General features: G+C 63.1%; 15 protein-coding genes. 6 read left to right on the plus strand and 9 right to left on the minus strand.

Features of this window, described 5'->3' with window-relative positions:
* The first annotated feature begins 21 nt into the window (after positions 1–21).
* Positions 22–1,587 carry a bifunctional phosphoribosylaminoimidazolecarboxamide formyltransferase/IMP cyclohydrolase gene (gene purH / locus PATSB16_RS15515; RefSeq protein WP_047214980.1) on the plus strand — a complete coding sequence of 522 codons (1,566 nt, stop codon included), beginning with the start codon at positions 22–24 and terminating at the stop codon, positions 1,585–1,587.
* A gap of 93 nt (positions 1,588–1,680) precedes the next feature.
* Here purH and PATSB16_RS15520 read toward each other — a convergent pair whose 3' ends face one another.
* The 6 genes from PATSB16_RS15520 to PATSB16_RS15545 all read right to left on the minus strand — a co-directional run bounded on the left by PATSB16_RS15520 (position 1,681) and on the right by PATSB16_RS15545 (position 8,793).
* On the minus strand, positions 1,681–2,952 hold the full coding sequence (locus tag PATSB16_RS15520; protein WP_047214981.1) for a glutamate-5-semialdehyde dehydrogenase: 1,272 nt from the start codon (positions 2,950–2,952) through the stop codon (positions 1,681–1,683).
* Positions 2,953–2,982: 30 nt separating this feature from the next.
* Positions 2,983–4,023 carry a DNA polymerase III subunit delta gene (gene holA, locus PATSB16_RS15525; RefSeq protein ID WP_047214982.1) on the minus strand — a complete coding sequence of 347 codons (1,041 nt, stop codon included), beginning with the start codon at positions 4,021–4,023 and terminating at the stop codon, positions 2,983–2,985.
* A 4-nt stretch (positions 4,024–4,027) separates the two neighbouring features.
* Positions 4,028–4,513, minus strand: a complete 486-nt coding sequence (locus PATSB16_RS15530; RefSeq protein ID WP_047214983.1) for an LPS-assembly lipoprotein LptE — start codon at positions 4,511–4,513, stop codon at positions 4,028–4,030.
* 28 nt (positions 4,514–4,541) lie between these two features.
* Positions 4,542–7,130: a leucine--tRNA ligase gene (leuS, locus tag PATSB16_RS15535; RefSeq protein WP_047216652.1), complete on the minus strand. Its 2,589-nt coding sequence runs from the start codon at positions 7,128–7,130 to the stop codon at positions 4,542–4,544.
* Between the two features lie 185 nt (positions 7,131–7,315).
* The gene (gene dapB / locus PATSB16_RS15540; RefSeq protein ID WP_047214984.1) at positions 7,316–8,113 is read right to left on the minus strand and encodes a 4-hydroxy-tetrahydrodipicolinate reductase; all 798 of its coding nucleotides are present in this window, start codon (positions 8,111–8,113) and stop codon (positions 7,316–7,318) included.
* An 8-nt stretch (positions 8,114–8,121) separates the two neighbouring features.
* Positions 8,122–8,793, minus strand: coding sequence for an outer membrane protein assembly factor BamE (locus tag PATSB16_RS15545; protein ID WP_083566814.1), 672 nt, complete (start codon positions 8,791–8,793; stop codon positions 8,122–8,124).
* 127 nt (positions 8,794–8,920) lie between these two features.
* Here PATSB16_RS15545 and fur point away from each other — a divergent pair, with 127 nt between their 5' ends.
* Positions 8,921–9,352 (plus strand): ferric iron uptake transcriptional regulator, encoded by a 432-nt coding sequence (gene fur / locus PATSB16_RS15550; protein ID WP_047214986.1) that lies wholly within the window; start codon positions 8,921–8,923, stop codon positions 9,350–9,352.
* A gap of 114 nt (positions 9,353–9,466) precedes the next feature.
* Here the strand turns inward: fur and gap are convergent, their stop codons facing one another.
* Both gap and tkt read right to left on the minus strand, forming a co-directional pair.
* Entirely contained in the window at positions 9,467–10,477 is a 1,011-nt protein-coding gene (gene gap / locus PATSB16_RS15555; RefSeq protein ID WP_047214987.1) for a type I glyceraldehyde-3-phosphate dehydrogenase, read from the minus strand.
* Between the two features lie 32 nt (positions 10,478–10,509).
* Complete coding sequence (gene tkt, locus PATSB16_RS15560; RefSeq protein ID WP_047214988.1) at positions 10,510–12,534, minus strand: transketolase; 2,025 nt, start codon at positions 12,532–12,534, stop codon at positions 10,510–10,512.
* Positions 12,535–12,691: 157 nt separating this feature from the next.
* Between tkt and speE the strand changes: the two genes are divergently transcribed.
* From speE to PATSB16_RS15580, 4 genes are all read left to right on the plus strand, one after another.
* Complete coding sequence (gene speE / locus PATSB16_RS15565; protein ID WP_083566815.1) at positions 12,692–13,609, plus strand: polyamine aminopropyltransferase; 918 nt, start codon at positions 12,692–12,694, stop codon at positions 13,607–13,609.
* Between the two features lie 69 nt (positions 13,610–13,678).
* Positions 13,679–14,101, plus strand: a complete 423-nt coding sequence (locus tag PATSB16_RS15570) for a VOC family protein (protein ID WP_047214989.1) — start codon at positions 13,679–13,681, stop codon at positions 14,099–14,101.
* A complete protein-coding gene (locus PATSB16_RS15575) occupies positions 14,098–14,847 on the plus strand; it encodes a 16S rRNA (uracil(1498)-N(3))-methyltransferase (RefSeq protein ID WP_047214990.1) in 750 nt (249 codons plus the stop codon). The genes PATSB16_RS15570 and PATSB16_RS15575 overlap by 4 nt, the downstream gene beginning before the upstream one ends.
* 144 nt (positions 14,848–14,991) lie before the next feature.
* Positions 14,992–15,492, plus strand: a complete 501-nt coding sequence (locus PATSB16_RS15580; protein ID WP_237170244.1) for a YidB family protein — start codon at positions 14,992–14,994, stop codon at positions 15,490–15,492.
* Positions 15,493–15,537: 45 nt separating this feature from the next.
* On the opposite strand, the gene PATSB16_RS15585 is transcribed toward PATSB16_RS15580, so the two are convergent.
* Entirely contained in the window at positions 15,538–16,077 is a 540-nt protein-coding gene (locus tag PATSB16_RS15585; RefSeq protein WP_047214992.1) for a barstar family protein, read from the minus strand.
* Between the last annotated feature and the right edge of the window lies 1 nt (position 16,078).

Raw genomic sequence — 16,078 nt, forward strand, 5'->3', positions numbered from 1 at the left:
CCCGTCTCCTCCATTCCCGCCATGATCAAGCAAGCCCTCATTTCCGTATCCGATAAATCCGGCATCGTCGAATTTGCCAAGTCGCTCGCCGCACTCGGCGTGTCGATCCTGTCCACCGGCGGCACCGCCAAACTGCTGTCCGAGGCGGGCCTCGAGGTCACCGAGGTGGCGGACTACACCGGCTTCCCGGAAATGCTCGACGGCCGCGTCAAAACCCTGCATCCCAAGGTGCATGGCGGCATTCTCGCGCGCCGCGATCTGCCCGAGCACATGGCCGCGCTGGCACAGCACGGCATTCCGACCATCGATCTGCTGGTGGTCAATCTGTATCCGTTCCAACAGACCATCGCGAAACAGGAATGCTCGCTCGAGGAAGCGATCGAGAACATCGATATCGGCGGCCCGACCATGCTGCGCTCGGCCGCCAAGAACCACCGCGACGTCACCGTGCTGGTCGATCCGGCCGATTACGCCGCCGTGCTCGACGAGATGCGAGCGGCCGGCAATACCGTCAGCTACGCCACCAATTTCCGCCTGGCGACCAAGGTATTCGCCCACACAGCGCAATACGACGGGGCGATTACGAATTACCTGACGAGCCTGGGCGAAGATCTGCAGCACACCCAGCGCCAAACCTACCCGGCCACCCTCAACCTGCATTACAGCAAGGTGCAGGATCTGCGTTACGGCGAGAATCCGCACCAAAGCGCTGCCTTCTATCGCGATCTGGTGGCACCGGCCGGCGCGCTGGCGAACTACCGGCAACTGCAGGGCAAGGAGCTGTCGTACAACAACATTGCCGACTCGGACGCCGCCTGGGAATGCGTCAAAACCTTCGATCTGCCTGCCTGCGTCATCGTCAAGCATGCGAATCCGTGCGGCGTGGCGGTCGGAGCCAACGTAACCGAGGCCTACGGCAAGGCGCTGCAAACCGATCCCACCTCGGCCTTTGGCGGCATCATTGCCTTCAATGGCGAAGTCGACGAAGCGACGGCCCAGGCCGTCACTCAGCAGTTCGTCGAAGTGGTGCTCGCGCCGGCCTTCAGCGAGGCAGCTCGGCAGGTATTCGCCGCCAAGCAGAATGTGCGTTTGCTGGAAGTCCTGCTCGGCAGCGGCGCCAATGCTTTCGATTTCAAACGCGTCGGCGGCGGCTTGCTGGTGCAATCGCCCGACGCCAAGAATGTGCAACCCCATGAGTTGCGCGTAGTCACCAAGCGCCATCCGACGCCCAAGGAAATGGAGGATCTGCTGTTTGCCTGGCGCGTGGCCAAATTCGTCAAATCGAATGCGATCGTGTTCTGCGGCAATGGCATGACGCTCGGAGTCGGCGCCGGCCAGATGAGCCGCGTGGATTCAGCCCGCATCGCCAGCATCAAGGCGCAGAACGCCGGCCTGTCGCTGACTGGGTCGGCGGTCGCCTCCGATGCGTTCTTCCCGTTCCGTGATGGCCTGGACGTCGTGGTCGACGCCGGCGCGACATGCGTGATCCAGCCCGGCGGCTCGATGCGCGATGACATCGTCATCGCTGCGGCCGACGAGCGCAATGTCGCGATGATCGTCACCGGCACACGGCACTTCCGTCACTGAACGCGGGGGCGCAATCATGCAAAAGGCCGCACGATGTGCGGCCTTTTGCGTTTCGGCATCTCATTCGCGCATGGGCACGAGAGCCGGCTTTGCCTATTCGCGAACCTGCCCGCTGCCCAGCACGATGTATTTCAGGCTTGTAAGGCCCTCCAGTCCGACCGGACCGCGCGCATGCAGTTTATCGTTGGAGATACCGATCTCTGCGCCCAGGCCATATTCAAAACCGTCGGCAAAACGCGTACTCGCATTGACCATCACACTGGCCGAATCGACTTCACGCAGAAACCGCATCGCGGTCGAGTAATTCTCGGTGACGATGGCGTCGGTATGGGCCGAGCCGTGCATATTGATGTGTTCGATCGCCTCGTCGAGTCCGGCGACGATCTTGAGCGCCAGGACCGGCGCCAGATACTCAGTTTCCCAGTCCTCGTCGGTTGCGCTGACCAGCGCACCGATGCCGGCTGCCTCGACGATCGCCCGCGAGGCGGCGCAGCAGCGCAATTCGACCTGCTTGGCCTGGAAGTCGCGCGCCATGTCCGGCAAAAAGCGCGGCGCGACGCTTGCCGCCACCAGCAGAGTCTCCATGGTGTTGCAGGTGCCGTACCGATGCGTTTTTGCGTTATCGCAAATCACCCGCGCCTTGGTCAGATCGGCCAGATCGTCGACGTAGACGTGGCAGATGCCGTCCAGGTGCTTGATCATCGGCACGCGCGCCTCGTCGATCAGCCTCGCGATCAGGCTCTTGCCGCCGCGCGGCACGATGACGTCGACGTATTCGGTCATGGTCACCAGCGCACCGACCGCGGCGCGGTCGGTGGTGCCGACCACCTGCACGGCATCGGCGGGCAGGCCGGCCTCGGCAAGCCCTTGCTGTATCAGTGCGGCCAGCGCGGTATTGCTCTCGATCGCCTCCGATCCGCCACGCAAAATGGTGGCATTGCCTGATTTCAGGCACAGTGCGGCCGCATCGATCGTCACGTTCGGGCGGGACTCATAAATGATGCCGATCACGCCCAGCGGCACGCGCATTTGTCCGACCTGAATGCCGGTGGGACGAAATTTCAGGTTGGAGATTTCCCCGATCGGATCCGCCAGCGCGGCAATCTGGCGCAGACCTTCGATCATAGTGGCGATGGCCTTGTCGGATAACGTCAGGCGATCGATGAACGCCGGGTCCTGGCCGTTGGCCCGGGCGCGCGCCACATCCCGGGCGTTGGCCGCCTGCAGCGCCGCCTTGTCGCGCGCAATGCCAGCCGCGACCGCCAGCAGCGCGGCGTTTTTGGTCGCGGTCGAGGCCCTCGCCATTTCGCGCGATGCGCCGCGCGCGCGGCGCCCGATGTCCTGCATATAGTGTTGGATATCCATCATGCCTCCTGCGGCAAATCCTCGCTTCTGTCAGTGCCTGGCTGCCGGCGCTATCGTCATGGCCAGTTGCAGCAAGCCGTCCCACGGATCGCCCGACAGACCCGCGACACGCAGCCCCTTGACTTGGCGATCGAGCTGCGCGGCCAGCATCAGCGCCGCTTCGAGCTCAGCCTCGCTCACGCGCTTGAGCGCGCCTTCCATCAGGCGTTCGCGCGGCCCCCACACCCGGTGCTCGCGCAACAACGCGGCCAGCGGTTTGCCGCCCGCCAGGCCGCGGCGCACTTTGGCGAGTGTCCGAATCTCTTCGGTCAACGCCCACAATACCAGCGGCGCGGCCTCTCCTTCTCCGCGCAGGCCGTCGAGCATGCGCACCAGCCGCGGCACGTCGCCGACGAGCAAGGCTTCGTTGAGCTTGAATACGTCGTAACGGGCAACGTTGAGCACGACGTCCTGAATCTGTTCGAAGGTCAGGGCGCCGGCAGGATAGAGCAAACCGAGTTTGAGAATCTCCTGGTGCGCCGCGAGCAGGTTACCCTCGACGCGATCGGCCATGAATTGCAGCGCGCGCCTGCCGCTGTCGCCGCTCTCGACGCGCTGCCCCTGTAGCGCCAACCTCTGTCCGATCCAGTCCGGCAAACGATTTCGCTCGACCGCGTCGATGCGCACGGCCGCACCATGCTGCTCCAGGGCGCCGAACCATGCGGACTTCTGGGTTGCGGCATCGAGCCTGGGGAGCGTCACGATGGTCAGCAGATCGTCGGAACGCAGCGCTGCGTGCCGGCACAGTGCCTCGGCGCCATCCTTGCCAGGCTTGCCGGTGGGAATTCGCATTTCCAGCACTTTGCGCTCCCCGAACAGCGACATGGATTGCCCGGCGGCGCTCAACGCGCCCCAATCGAAGCCGCGCTCGCACACCAGCACCTCGCGCTCGGCAAAGCCGGCCGCCCGCGCCGCGGCACGAATGCGATCGACGGCCTCCTGCACCAGCAGCGCCTCGTCGCCATAAACGGCATACAGCGGCAACAGCGATTTACCGAGTTGGGCCTCGAGGGAGTCCGCACGCAGTTGCATGGTGTCAGCGCGACTTGACGGCTTCGAGCCGGCGGATGATCTGCTCGACCGTGTCCTTGATCATGTCGTTTTGCAGCAGCACCGACTCGGAAGCGAATGCCTGCGCCAACGAAACGTTATATGGCAGGCTGCGCGACAGGCTGATACGGGTCGGCGGGATCAGCACCTTGCCGTGCACGTCGACCAGTTGAAAGGTCGTCACCGTGGTGAGATCGTATTCGCCCGGCTGCCCTTGCGGGTTGATGCCGATCGGCGTGCTGCCGGTGGCGATATTCAGCACCTGCAGTTGGACATCGGCCTGCGCCGGGCTGTCCACTACTGTCGCGTTGCTGCCGTAACGAATGTAGCGTGTCAGCCCAACCGTCATTTGCTGGTTGGGTGTCTGAATGTAGATGGTGCTGAACGGAAACTCACTGGTGCCGCGCAGCTGGAAGCCGCAAGCGCCAAGCAGCAGCGTCAATGCCATCACGCAGAATCCACGACGCCTCATCCTCGACTCCTTGCTTGGGACTCCGCCATCACATCACCAGGTTGACCAGTCGGCCTGGCACGACGATGATTTTCTTGGGGGTCGCACCGGACGCGAATTTCGCGGTCATTTCGTGCGCCAGCGCCGCTTGCTCGATCACTTCGCGCGGCGCATCCTTGGCGACCGTCACGCTGCCGCGCACCTTGCCGTTGATCTGCAGCACCAGTTCGATCTCGCTTTGCACCAACGCGGCCTCGTCGACCTTCGGCCAGGCGGCGTCGAGCAGGTCTGCCTGCTGGCCGGCGTAGCCGAGCTCTTGCCAGAGCACGTGCGTGATGTGCGGTACCACCGGGTACAACACGCGCAGCAGAATCCCGTAGCACTCGCGGACCACGGCCGATCCGGCATTGCCCTTGTCCGCTTCGATCGCGTTGAGCATTTTCATCGCAGCCGAAACCACCGTGTTGTACTGAACTCGCTGATAATCGTAATCGGCCTGCTTGAGCACGCCGTGAATCTCGCGGCGCAGATTCTGGGCGGCTTGCGGATTCGCCGAGGCCGCCTGCCCGCCAAGCAGCTCGGCATGCGTGTGCCCGAACGCCCATAGCCGGCGCAGGAAGCGGCTGGCACCCTCGACGCCTGAGCCAGACCATTCGAGTTGCTGCTCGGGCGGTGCCGCGAACATGGTGAACAGTCGCGCGGTATCGGCGCCGTGCAGATCGATCAGCGCCTGCGGATCGACGCCATTGTTCTTCGACTTGGCCATCTTCTCGATGCCGCCCAGCACGACCGCTTGTCCGTCGCTCTTCAGGGTCGCGCCCTGCGGCCGGCCCTTGTCGTCGAACTGCACTTGCACATCGGCCGGGTTGTACCACGTCTTCTTGCCCTGGGCGTCTTCGCGGTAGAACGTCTCGTTGAGCACCATGCCCTGCGTCAGCAGATTCTGAGCGGGCTCGGAGAAGCGCACCAGCCCGAGATCGCGCATCGCCTTGGTCCAGAAGCGCGAGTACAGCAGGTGCAGGATCGCGTGTTCGATGCCGCCGATGTACTGATCCATCGGCATCCAGTAATCGGTGCGCGCGTCGACCATGGTGTCGGCGTCCGGGCATGCGTATCGCGAGAAATACCAGGACGAGTCGACGAAGGTGTCCATCGTGTCGGTCTCACGGCGCGCGGGCTTGCCGCAGCTCGGGCATTGACAGGCAAGAAATGCCTGCGATTTTGCCAGCGGATTGCCGGTGCCGTCCGGCACCAGGTCTTCCGGCAGCACGACCGGCAGGTCCTTTTCGGGAACCGGTACCGCACCGCAATCGTCGCAATGAATAATTGGAATCGGCGTGCCCCAGTACCGCTGCCGAGAAATTCCCCAGTCGCGCAGCCGATAGGTCACTTGCTTGTCACCCAAGCCGATCGCCTTGAGATCGGCGGCGATGGCGTCGACCGCCGCCGCATAGGCCAGCCCGTCGTATTTGCCGCTGTGTACGCAAGTGCAGTTTTCTTTGTCGGCGTACCAATCCTGCCATGCTTGATCGGAGAACGTTTGGCCGGATACGGCGACGACCTGCTTGATGGGCAATCCGTATTTTCGGGCGAACGCGAAATCACGCTCGTCGTGCGCCGGCACGCCCATCACTGCGCCTTCGCCGTAGCTCATCAACACATAATTGCCGATCCAGACTTCGACGGCCTCGCCGCTGAGCGGATGCTTGACGAAAAAGCCGGTCGGCACGCCCTTCTTTTCCATGGTGGCGACATCGGCTTCGGCCACGCCGCCCCGCTTGCACTCGTCGATGAATGCCTGCAGTTGCGGATTGTCCCGCGCGAGCCGGGTCGCCAGCGGGTGCTCGGCCGCAATGGCGCAGAAGGTCACGCCCATGACGGTGTCGGCCCGCGTGGTGAACACGCGCAGCAGTTTTTGTTCGCCGTCGAGCTCGTAGGGAAACCCGAAGTTCACGCCAAAGCTTTTGCCGATCCAGTTCTGCTGCATCACCTTGACGCGCTCGGGCCATCCCAGCGCATCGAGGTCGCCCAGCAGCTCGTCGGCGTATTGCGTGATCCGCATGTAATACATCGGAATCTCACGCTTCTGGACCAGTGCGCCGGAGCGCCAGCCGCGCCCGTCGATCACCTGTTCGTTGGCCAGTACGGTTTGATCGACCGGGTCCCAGTTCACGGTGCCGGTCTTCAGGTAGACGATGCCTTTTTCCAGCAGCTTGAGAAACAGCCACTGGTTCCATTTGTAGTACTCGGGCTTGCAGGTCGCCACCTCGCGCGACCAGTCGATCGCCAGTCCCATCGCCTGCATCTGCTTCTTCATATAGGCGATGTTGTCGTAGGTCCAGCGAGCCGGCGGCACGCCATTGGCCATCGCCGCGTTCTCGGCCGGCATGCCGAAGGCATCCCATCCCATCGGCATCAGCACGTTGTAGCCGTTCATCCGCAAATAGCGATACATCACATCGTTGATGGTGTAATTGCGGACATGCCCCATATGCAATTTGCCGGACGGATAAGGCAGCATCGAGACGCAATAGAATTTCTTCTTGTCCTGGCGCTCGGTGGTCTTATAGGCGTCGATCGCCTGCCAATGCGCCTGGGCTGCGGACTCGACGTCGGCTGGAACGTATTTTTCTTGCATCATGGATCGGGTCGGATCTGGCAAATCGGATCGGAGTGAATCGCCGCCTCGCCACACTGTGCGGTGCGGCGAGCGAACGTCGATTTCCGGGGAAAGCGAAGATTATAACGCTGCGCACGGCGCTTGCCGCGCTGCAACGGAAGCAAAATCGTCAGCGCCGCGGCGCTGACTTGCGTCGGCCTCGCTCAGCGCAAGCCGAGGACGTCCTGCATGTCGAACAGACCCTGCGTCTTGCCTTGCAGGAAACGCGCGGCTCGGATGGAGCCTTGCGCGTAGGACAGTCGGCTCGATGATTTATGCGTGATTTCGATACGCTCGCCGATACCGGCGAACAGTACCGTGTGGTCGCCCACGATATCGCCGCCACGGATGGTCGAGAAGCCGATCGTCGACGGGTCGCGCTCTCCGGTGACGCCTTCGCGGCCGTAGATCGCGCACGCCTGCAGATCGCGGCCAAGCGCCTCGGCGACGACTTCGCCCATGCGCAGTGCGGTGCCCGAAGGAGCATCCACCTTGTGGCGGTGGTGGGCTTCGATGATTTCGATGTCGTAACCGGTATTCAGGATCTTGGCTGCGACTTCGAGCAGCTTGAAGGTGGCATTGACTCCCACGCTCATATTCGGCGCGAAGACGATCGCCAATCCCTGGCTGGCTTCGCGCAAGGTGAGTTTCTGCGCTTCGGAGAACCCAGTGGTGCCGATGATCATCTTGACGCCCGCGCGGCGCGCAACGGCCAAGTGCTCGAGCGTGCCCTCGGGGCGTGTAAAGTCGATCAGGAACTCAGCGTCGGACAGGCCGCTGCGGATGTCGTCGGTGATCTTGACTCCGGTTTCCCGCCCGAGGAAGGCCCCTGCATCCTGGCCCAGCGCGGCACTGCCGGCGCGATCCAAAGCACCGGCCAGGGTGGCGTCGGCCGTATTCAACACGGTTTCGATCAGCATGCGGCCCATGCGGCCGGAAGCTCCTGCAATAGCGATCTTCATCGTCAGCCTTACTTCGGAAGTACGAACATACCCGATTGGGAAGTGATCGGCGGCGTGGGCACCGTGGATGGCGCCGACCCGCTGGGCTGCGACGCAGCGGCAGCGGAAGCGCTGGATGCCGACGCGGGCTCGCTCGCCGGTGCCGGTGCCGGTGCCGGTGCCGGTGCCGCAGGCGCCGCGGCGGCGGCCGCAGACGCCGCGGCGGCGGCCGCAGACGCCGCGGCCGGGCTCGAGGCGGGCGCCGCAGCGACGGCGGACGCCGGCTCCGGCGCCTCCGGCTTACCCTTCTGGCCGTCGATCTCCCGCACCAGTTCGTTCTCGGACGGCAAATTCTCGCCGCCGCTCCAGCTCACCAGTTGATCGCCCTCGAAATTGAGGGTCAACCGCCGCTCCTGCACCACCTCGGTATTGCCGCGCTTGAAGTAGAAAATGTAGTCCCACCGATTGTCGTGGAACATGTCCGTCAGCAGCGGCGTCCCGATCAGCAGGCGCACCTGCTCGCGCGTCATTCCCTTGTGCAGCTGGGAATAGGCCTCCTTGGAGACGAAGTTGCCCTGCACGATGTTGATGCGGTACGGGGTAATGTGATCAGCAATCGTGCTGGTCACGCTGTTGTAAGTCGAGCAGCCTGCCAGTGTCAGCAAAGCTCCGGCCACGCATAAGGTAAGGGAACGACGCAAATCGGACTCTCTTCTAAAATGTGACTTCATGACAAACCGCGAGATGCAGCGGATTCCGTTTCGGCTGTCCGCCGATGACAAAAGGCATTATTATTGGGGCTGTATTGTACTCTAGGGACGTCCAGCAATGCCGAATCCCGCCGATCTGAAAAACATCGGTCTGAAAGCCACGCTGCCGCGCCTCAAAATTCTGGAAATTTTCCAGAACAGCGAGGTCAGGCATCTGACTGCCGAAGATGTCTACCGACATCTGCTCAATGAACAGCTCGATATCGGATTGGCCACCGTATACCGCGTCCTGACCCAATTCGAGCAAGCCGGCCTGCTCTCGCGCAGCAACTTCGAATCCGGCAAGGCGGTTTTCGAGCTGAACGAGGGGCATCATCATGATCACCTCGTTTGCCTCGACTGCGGCCGTGTCGAGGAATTTTTCGACTCGGAAATCGAGCGGCGCCAGAAGCTGATCGCCAAGGAGCGCGGGTTCGCGCTGCAGGAGCATTCGCTGGCCATGTACGGCAGCTGCACCAAGACCGACTGCCCGTATCGCCATCGCACCTGAGGCGCCCGCGCCCTAACCAGTCCCCCCTCAAAACGCAAAGCCGCTGGAACATCCAGCGGCTTTGCGTTAGTGCCGGCCAGTCCCGCGCGCGCGGGGCTCACCGGAACACTTCGATTACTTCGCGCTCATCAGGGCGACCGTGGTGTCGAGCATGCGGTTGCTGAAACCCCACTCGTTGTCATACCACGACGACACCTTGACGAGGTTGCCGGACACTTTGGTCAACGTCGCGTCGAAAGTCGACGATGCCGGATTGTGATTGAAGTCGACGGACACCAGCGGCGCGGTGTTGTAATCGAGAATCCCCTTCAGTTCGCCCTCGGAAGCCGCCTTGAGAATCGCGTTGACTTCATCGACGGTCGTTTCGCGCTTGGCGATAAAGGACAGATCGACCAGCGACACGTTGATGGTGGGTACACGAATCGCGAAACCGTCCAGCTTGCCGTTGAGTTCCGGCAGCACCAGGCCGACTGCGGAGGCAGCGCCGGTCTTCGTCGGGATCATGCTCATCGTTGCCGAGCGCGCGCGGCGCAGATCTTCATGGTAGACGTCGGTCAGCACCTGGTCGTTGGTGTAGGCATGGACCGTGGTCATCAGGCCCGAGACGACACCCAGCTTGTCGTGCAGCGGCTTGACCAGCGGCGCCAGACAGTTGGTGGTACAGGATGCGTTCGAGATGACCGTGTGCTCGGCCTTCAGGACGTTGTGATTGACGCCATAGACCACGGTCGCATCGACATCCTTGCCGCCCGGTGCCGAGATGATGACTTTCTTTGCGCCGCCTTTCAAATGGGCGCTGGCCTTTTCCTTGCTGGTGAAAAAGCCCGTGCACTCGAGCACCACGTCGACGCCCAGTTCGCCCCACGGCAGCTCGGCCGGATTGCGGTTGGCCAGCACGCGGATCTTGTCGCCATTGACCACCATGTAATCGCCGTCGACCGCGACCGTGCCGGGGAACTTGCCATGCGCGGTATCGTACTGCGTCAGGTGAGCGTTGGTCTGAGCGTTGCCCAGATCGTTGATGGCGACAATCTGGATGTCGTGCTTCTTGCCGCTTTCGTAGTGGGCGCGCAGCACATTGCGTCCAATCCGGCCGTAGCCGTTAATAGCAACGCGAATCGTCATGGAAGTTCTCCGTGATAGGTTGAAATCGAGAATCAGGCAATCACCGCTTTGACCGTGGCCACCACTTTCTCCACGGTAAAGCCGAAATGTTTGAACAGCGCACCCGCAGGCGCCGACTCGCCGAACGTGTCGATACCGACGACGCCGCCCTCGAGCCCGACATACTTGTGCCAGAAGTCGGTCACGCCGGCCTCGATCGCCACGCGCGGCATCCCCTTGGGCAACACGCTGGCGCGATAGGCGGCTTCCTGGCGGTCGAACACCGTGGTCGCCGGCATGGAGACCACCCGTGCGGCGATACCTTCTTCGGCAAGCACAGCGGCCGCCTTGAGCGCCAGATCGACTTCGGAGCCGGTGGCCAGCAGCGCGACCTTGGCATTGGCCGCATCGCGCAGTACGTAGCCGCCGCGGCCGATCGCAGCGATCTGGTCAGCCTCGCGCGCCACGAATGGCAGGTTCTGGCGACTGAAGATCAGGCAGCTCGGTCCGCTCTGATTGGCGCCGTGGCGTTCGACCGCGGCGATCCACGCGACAGCCGACTCGACCGTGTCGCACGGACGCCAGACATCCATGTGCGGAATCAGGCGCAGGCTCGACACATGCTCGATCGATTGATGAGTCGGGCCGTCTTCGCCAAGCCCGATCGAATCGTGGGTGAACACGAAAATCGAGCGGATTTTCATCAGCGCCGCCATGCGCAGCGCGTTTCGGCTGTAATCGGAAAAGGTCAGGAAAGTGCCGCCGAACGGGATGTAGCCGCCATGCAGGGCAATGCCGTTGAGGATCGCGCTCATGCCGAACTCGCGCACGCCATAGTTGACGTGATTGCCCCACTGCAGCCCTTCGTTGGAGGTGCGCACCGCCTTGCAGGCCTTCCAGTTCGTCAGGTTGGAGCCGGTCAGATCGGCCGAGCCGCCCAGGAACTCGGGCAGTACCGCCGCCAGGCCGTCGATCGCCTGCTGCGATGCCTTGCGGGTGGCGACCGTCTCGCCCTTTTCGTTGGTGCGGGCGATCAGCGCCGCGGTCGCGGCTTGCCAATCAGCCGGCAGTTCACCCTTCATGCGACGCTCGAACTCTCCGGCCTCGGCCGGATAATGCTTGCGGTAAGCCTCGAATGCCTCGCTCCAGGCGGCCTCCCGCGCAGCGCCCGCAGCCTTGGCATCCCATGCCGCATAGACATCGGCGGGAATTTCGAACGGGGCCGCCTGCCAACCCAGCGCCTCGCGCGTGGCGGCGATTTCCTCCGCGCCCAGCGCCGCGCCGTGCACGTCGTGGGTGCCTTGCTTGTGCGGCGACCCTTTGCCGATGGTGGTCTTGCAGCAAATCAGCGTCGGCCGGTCGGACCGCTTGGCAGCCGCAATCGCCGCATCGACCGCGTCGACGTCGTGCCCGTCGACGGCATGGATCACGTGCCAGCCGTAGGCCTCGAAACGCTTGGGCGTGTCGTCGCCGAACCAGTGAATGACCTCGCCATCGATTGAAATGCCGTTATCGTCATACAGTGCGATCAGCTTGTTCAGACGCAGCGTGCCGGCCAGCGAGCAGGCCTCATGGGAGATCCCCTCCATCAGGCACCCGTCGCCGAGAAACACATAGGTGTAATGGTCGACGATACTCGCCTCGGGCTTGTTGAATTCCTTCGCCAGCAAGGCTTCGGCCAAAGCCATGCCGACCGCGTTGGCCAACCCTTGACCCAGCGGCCCGGTGGTGGTCTCGACGCCGGGCGTCATGCCGTACTCGGGGTGCCCCGGGGTTTTGCTGTGGAGCTGCCGGAAGTTCTTGAGCTCGCTCATCGGCAAATCGTAGCCGCTCAGGTGCAGCAGCGAGTACAGCAACATCGAGCCGTGGCCGTTGGACAGCACGAACCGATCGCGATCGGCCCACAGCGGATTGGCGGGGTTGTGCCGCAAATGCCGGCCCCACAGGGCGACGGCGATCTCGGCCATGCCCATCGGCATGCCGGGGTGGCCAGAGTTGGCCTGCTGCACGGCGTCCATGGCCAGGGCGCGGATCGCGTTGGCCATCAACGCATTTTTCGGGTTTGAAAGATTCATCATGGGACCGACCGGAAGAGCGGGACTCCCCGCCGTTTTGGGCGGACGAGCTGCGCAAGAACCCCTGCTTGGAAAACTTCAGATTTTAACAGATGCGGGGTACCGTCGGGCATCTGGCCGCGCCGCTATAATTTTCGGCATACCGTCCCAAAACACTCTCATGCCAGGCTTCCAATCGCCCACTGCCGCCGCACCGCCGACCGACACGGAGGATCACGCTGCCGGCCTCCTGCTCGAATGGCTGGCGCCGCACACTGCGCTCGGGCTCAAGAACGCCGTACTGGTGGAGTCGATTCAGTCTCCCTACCAGCGCATCGATGTGTACGACACCCCGCAATTCGGCAGGGCCTATCGCCTGGACGGGCGGTTCATGGCCTCCGAGGGGGATGAATATTTCTATCACGAGTGCATCGTCCACCCCGCGGCGCTGAGCCTGCCCGCATTGCGCTCGGCGCTCATCGTCGGCGGCGGCGACGGCGGCTCCGCGCGGGAAATCCTCAAATATCCCGGGGTGGAGCGTGTCGTCGTCGCTGAACTCGATGCGCAGGTCATCGAAGTCACGCGCCGCCATCTACCCGGCATTGCCTGCGGCGCCTTCGACGATCCACGCCTGCGCATCTGCGTTGGCGATGGTCGTGACTATGTTGCTCAGGCGAATGCTCGGGGCGAGCAGTTCGACATGGTGGTGTTCGACCTCACCGAAGCCGATGGTTCGGCCAGCGCACTGCATGCCGAGGCGTTCTTCGAACAGATCAAACAACTGCTGGGACCGCACGGCGTGCTTTGCCTGCATCTGGGCGCCCCGCTATTCCAGGCCGAGCTGGTTCGCCGCTTACTGCACGACCTGGGCGCCTGCTTCACGCACGTTCGCCCCGGGACCCTGTACATTCCGCTGTATGGGACGCTTTGGGCTTTCGCCTGCGCCAGCCAAACGCACGATCCCGCAACCTTGTCACCCGCGACGATCGACAGGCGTCTGCGCGAATTCGGGATGACCGGCTTGCGGTATTACAATGCTGAGCTTCATCCGGCGCTATTCGCACTGCCAACCGCACTCAGGCGCAGCCTGTTGCCATGACCGTGGCGCCTTGATCTCACTTGCAGGCGCAGCGTATCGCGCCGAGTACTCGAGCACAGGAGAATCTCCATGACCGACCCCCGCCCGGCGCATGCCCCTTGGCTCACACCGTACCTGACGGTGCGCGACGCCAGGGCCTGCACGGCATTCTACCGAGACGCCTTCGGTTTTGCGGTGCGTGATCAGGTCGATGACGACGGTATCGTCATGCATGTGGAAATGACCTATCACGGCGACCTGATCGTCATGTTCGCGCCCGAGGGTGCGTTCGGCACGACGGCCAAGGCACCGCGCTCGTCGGGGGTCGAAGCGTCGCAGAGCTTTTACGTTTATTGCGATGATGTCGACGAGTTGTACGCCAGAGCGGTTGCCGCCGGCGCGATGGGCATCATGCCGCCGCAGGATCAGTTTTGGGGCGACCGTTTCTGCCAGCTGGAAGATATCGACGGTTACCGCTGGGGGTTCGCCAAACCGCTGGGCCGCCGGTCATGACATCCTCAGCCGGCACGCCGCGCTTTTTCATCCCCGATTCACTGCAGGTCGACACGACAATAACGTTGCCCGCCGACGTGGCTCGCCACCTGCAGGTCCTGCGACTCAGACCGGGCGAAGACATCACGCTGTTCAACGGTCTCGGAGGCGAATACCTCGCACGCCTGGAGGATGTTGCAAAGAAGCACGTCATTGTTGCCGTGCTGGCACATGTCCCTCGCGAGGTCGAGCCGCCCTACCGGGTCGTGCTGGCCCAGGGCGTCGCCGGCGGCGACAAAATGGATTGGCTGATCGAGAAAAGCGTTGAACTGGGCGTTCACGCCATCCAACCGCTGATGACGGAGAAATGTGTGACCCGCCTTGGCGGCGAACGCGCCGAGCGGCGCGTGGCGCACTGGCAAGCGGTGGTGAGCGCCGCCTGCGAGCAATGCGGGCGCAACAGCGTGCCGGCCGTCGCGCCCATCATGGCGTTTGCGGATTGGATTTCGAGCGTGCGCGACGAACGTCAAATTCGTGTGCTATTGTCTCCGCGAGCGTCCGTGGGGTTCGAATCTTTACCGGCAACGGCGCCTGCCGAGCCGGTCGTGTTGCTGATCGGCCCCGAGGGCGGTTTGTCGAACCCGGAGGAAGAGCAGGCGGGCGAAGCCGGATTTGCCGCGCTGAGCCTGGGTCAGCGGGTGCTTCGTACGGAGACCGCCGGCATTGCGACGCTCGCCGCGCTGGCCACACGCTGGCACGGCTGGTAGCACATCGTACGTCCGTAAATGCTGTGGGCGCTTTTGCCTCGATAGGAGACTGTTATGGGTTTGCTCGATTCAATTCTGGGTGCGGCAGATGGCGCCACATCCGGCGGTAACGATAGCCCCGCAGCGGGTGGCAGCGATCCGAAAATGAGGTTGCTCATGGGCGTGCTCAGCATGATCGCCAGCCATCAGGGGAATCAGGCGAGCACCCAACAGGGGCAGAGCGGCCTGCTCGGATCACTGGGTGGACTGCTTGGCGGCGCGGGCAACGGCGGCGGTCTGGCCGGCATGCTCGAGGGTGCATTGAACAGCGCTCAAGGCAATGGCGCCGGCGCGGCCCCGCAAATGGCGGGGGGGCTCGGCGGGTTGACCGAATTGCTGCGTAACAGCGGCCTGGGCGACGCCGTCGAATCCTGGATTGGCACGGGCGCCAATCAGTCCGTTTCGGCCGAGCAGGTCGGACAGGCGCTCGACCAGAGCGGTCACCTCCAGCAGCTGGCAGATGCCGCCGGCATTTCGAAGGATCAGGCCGCGCAGCACCTGTCGGAGTTGTTGCCGGAGATCATCAATCGATTGACGCCCAATGGCAGCTTGCCGGAAGGCCAGCTCAATCTCGGCAGTCTGGCAGGGCAGCTTCTGAACCGCTGAGAGTCACGCTGGGGACAGCGGGAGCGCGACGCAGCGCTCTCGCCGTCAGGCGAACGAGTAGAAAACGCGGAAGTTGATTTTGCGCTCCGCCCAGAACTCAGCGGCGTCACGGAATACGTCCAGCAATGTCTCCCGCGCTTCCTTGTCGAACTTCGGCGTTGCGGGGAGCCCTTCGAGCACAATGACGAAACCGGGTTGCGGCCCCGCCTTCCAAACCAGATCCGTCACGCTGTCGTGCAGCGCGTCGAAATTCTTGCCGAAGTGCTTCGGAAACATGAACGAACTGGCGATGACGTCGAGCACCTCCGCCTTGGTTTGCGCATGCGCGCAATTGGCGTAGAGGAAATGCTGCCCCAGCCGCTCGGCTTCGGCCGCCAGCTCGGGCACCCGGAAGGCGCGGATCGACTGCACGATGTTCGGTCTGACGGTCTTGAAAAGACTCATATCTCCCTCGTCGGACAACAAATGACGGCGCTGCGCCCGCTCGGTGCTTTGCAGGTGCACCACTTGTCTGAACAAGTTATTTTCACCCGCACCGAATTGATCCGTCAAAACACGCTCCTGTGCGAAAACCTGCTCGTTCATC

Source organism: Pandoraea thiooxydans (genome assembly GCF_001931675.1).
Lineage (GTDB): Bacteria > Pseudomonadota > Gammaproteobacteria > Burkholderiales > Burkholderiaceae > Pandoraea > Pandoraea thiooxydans.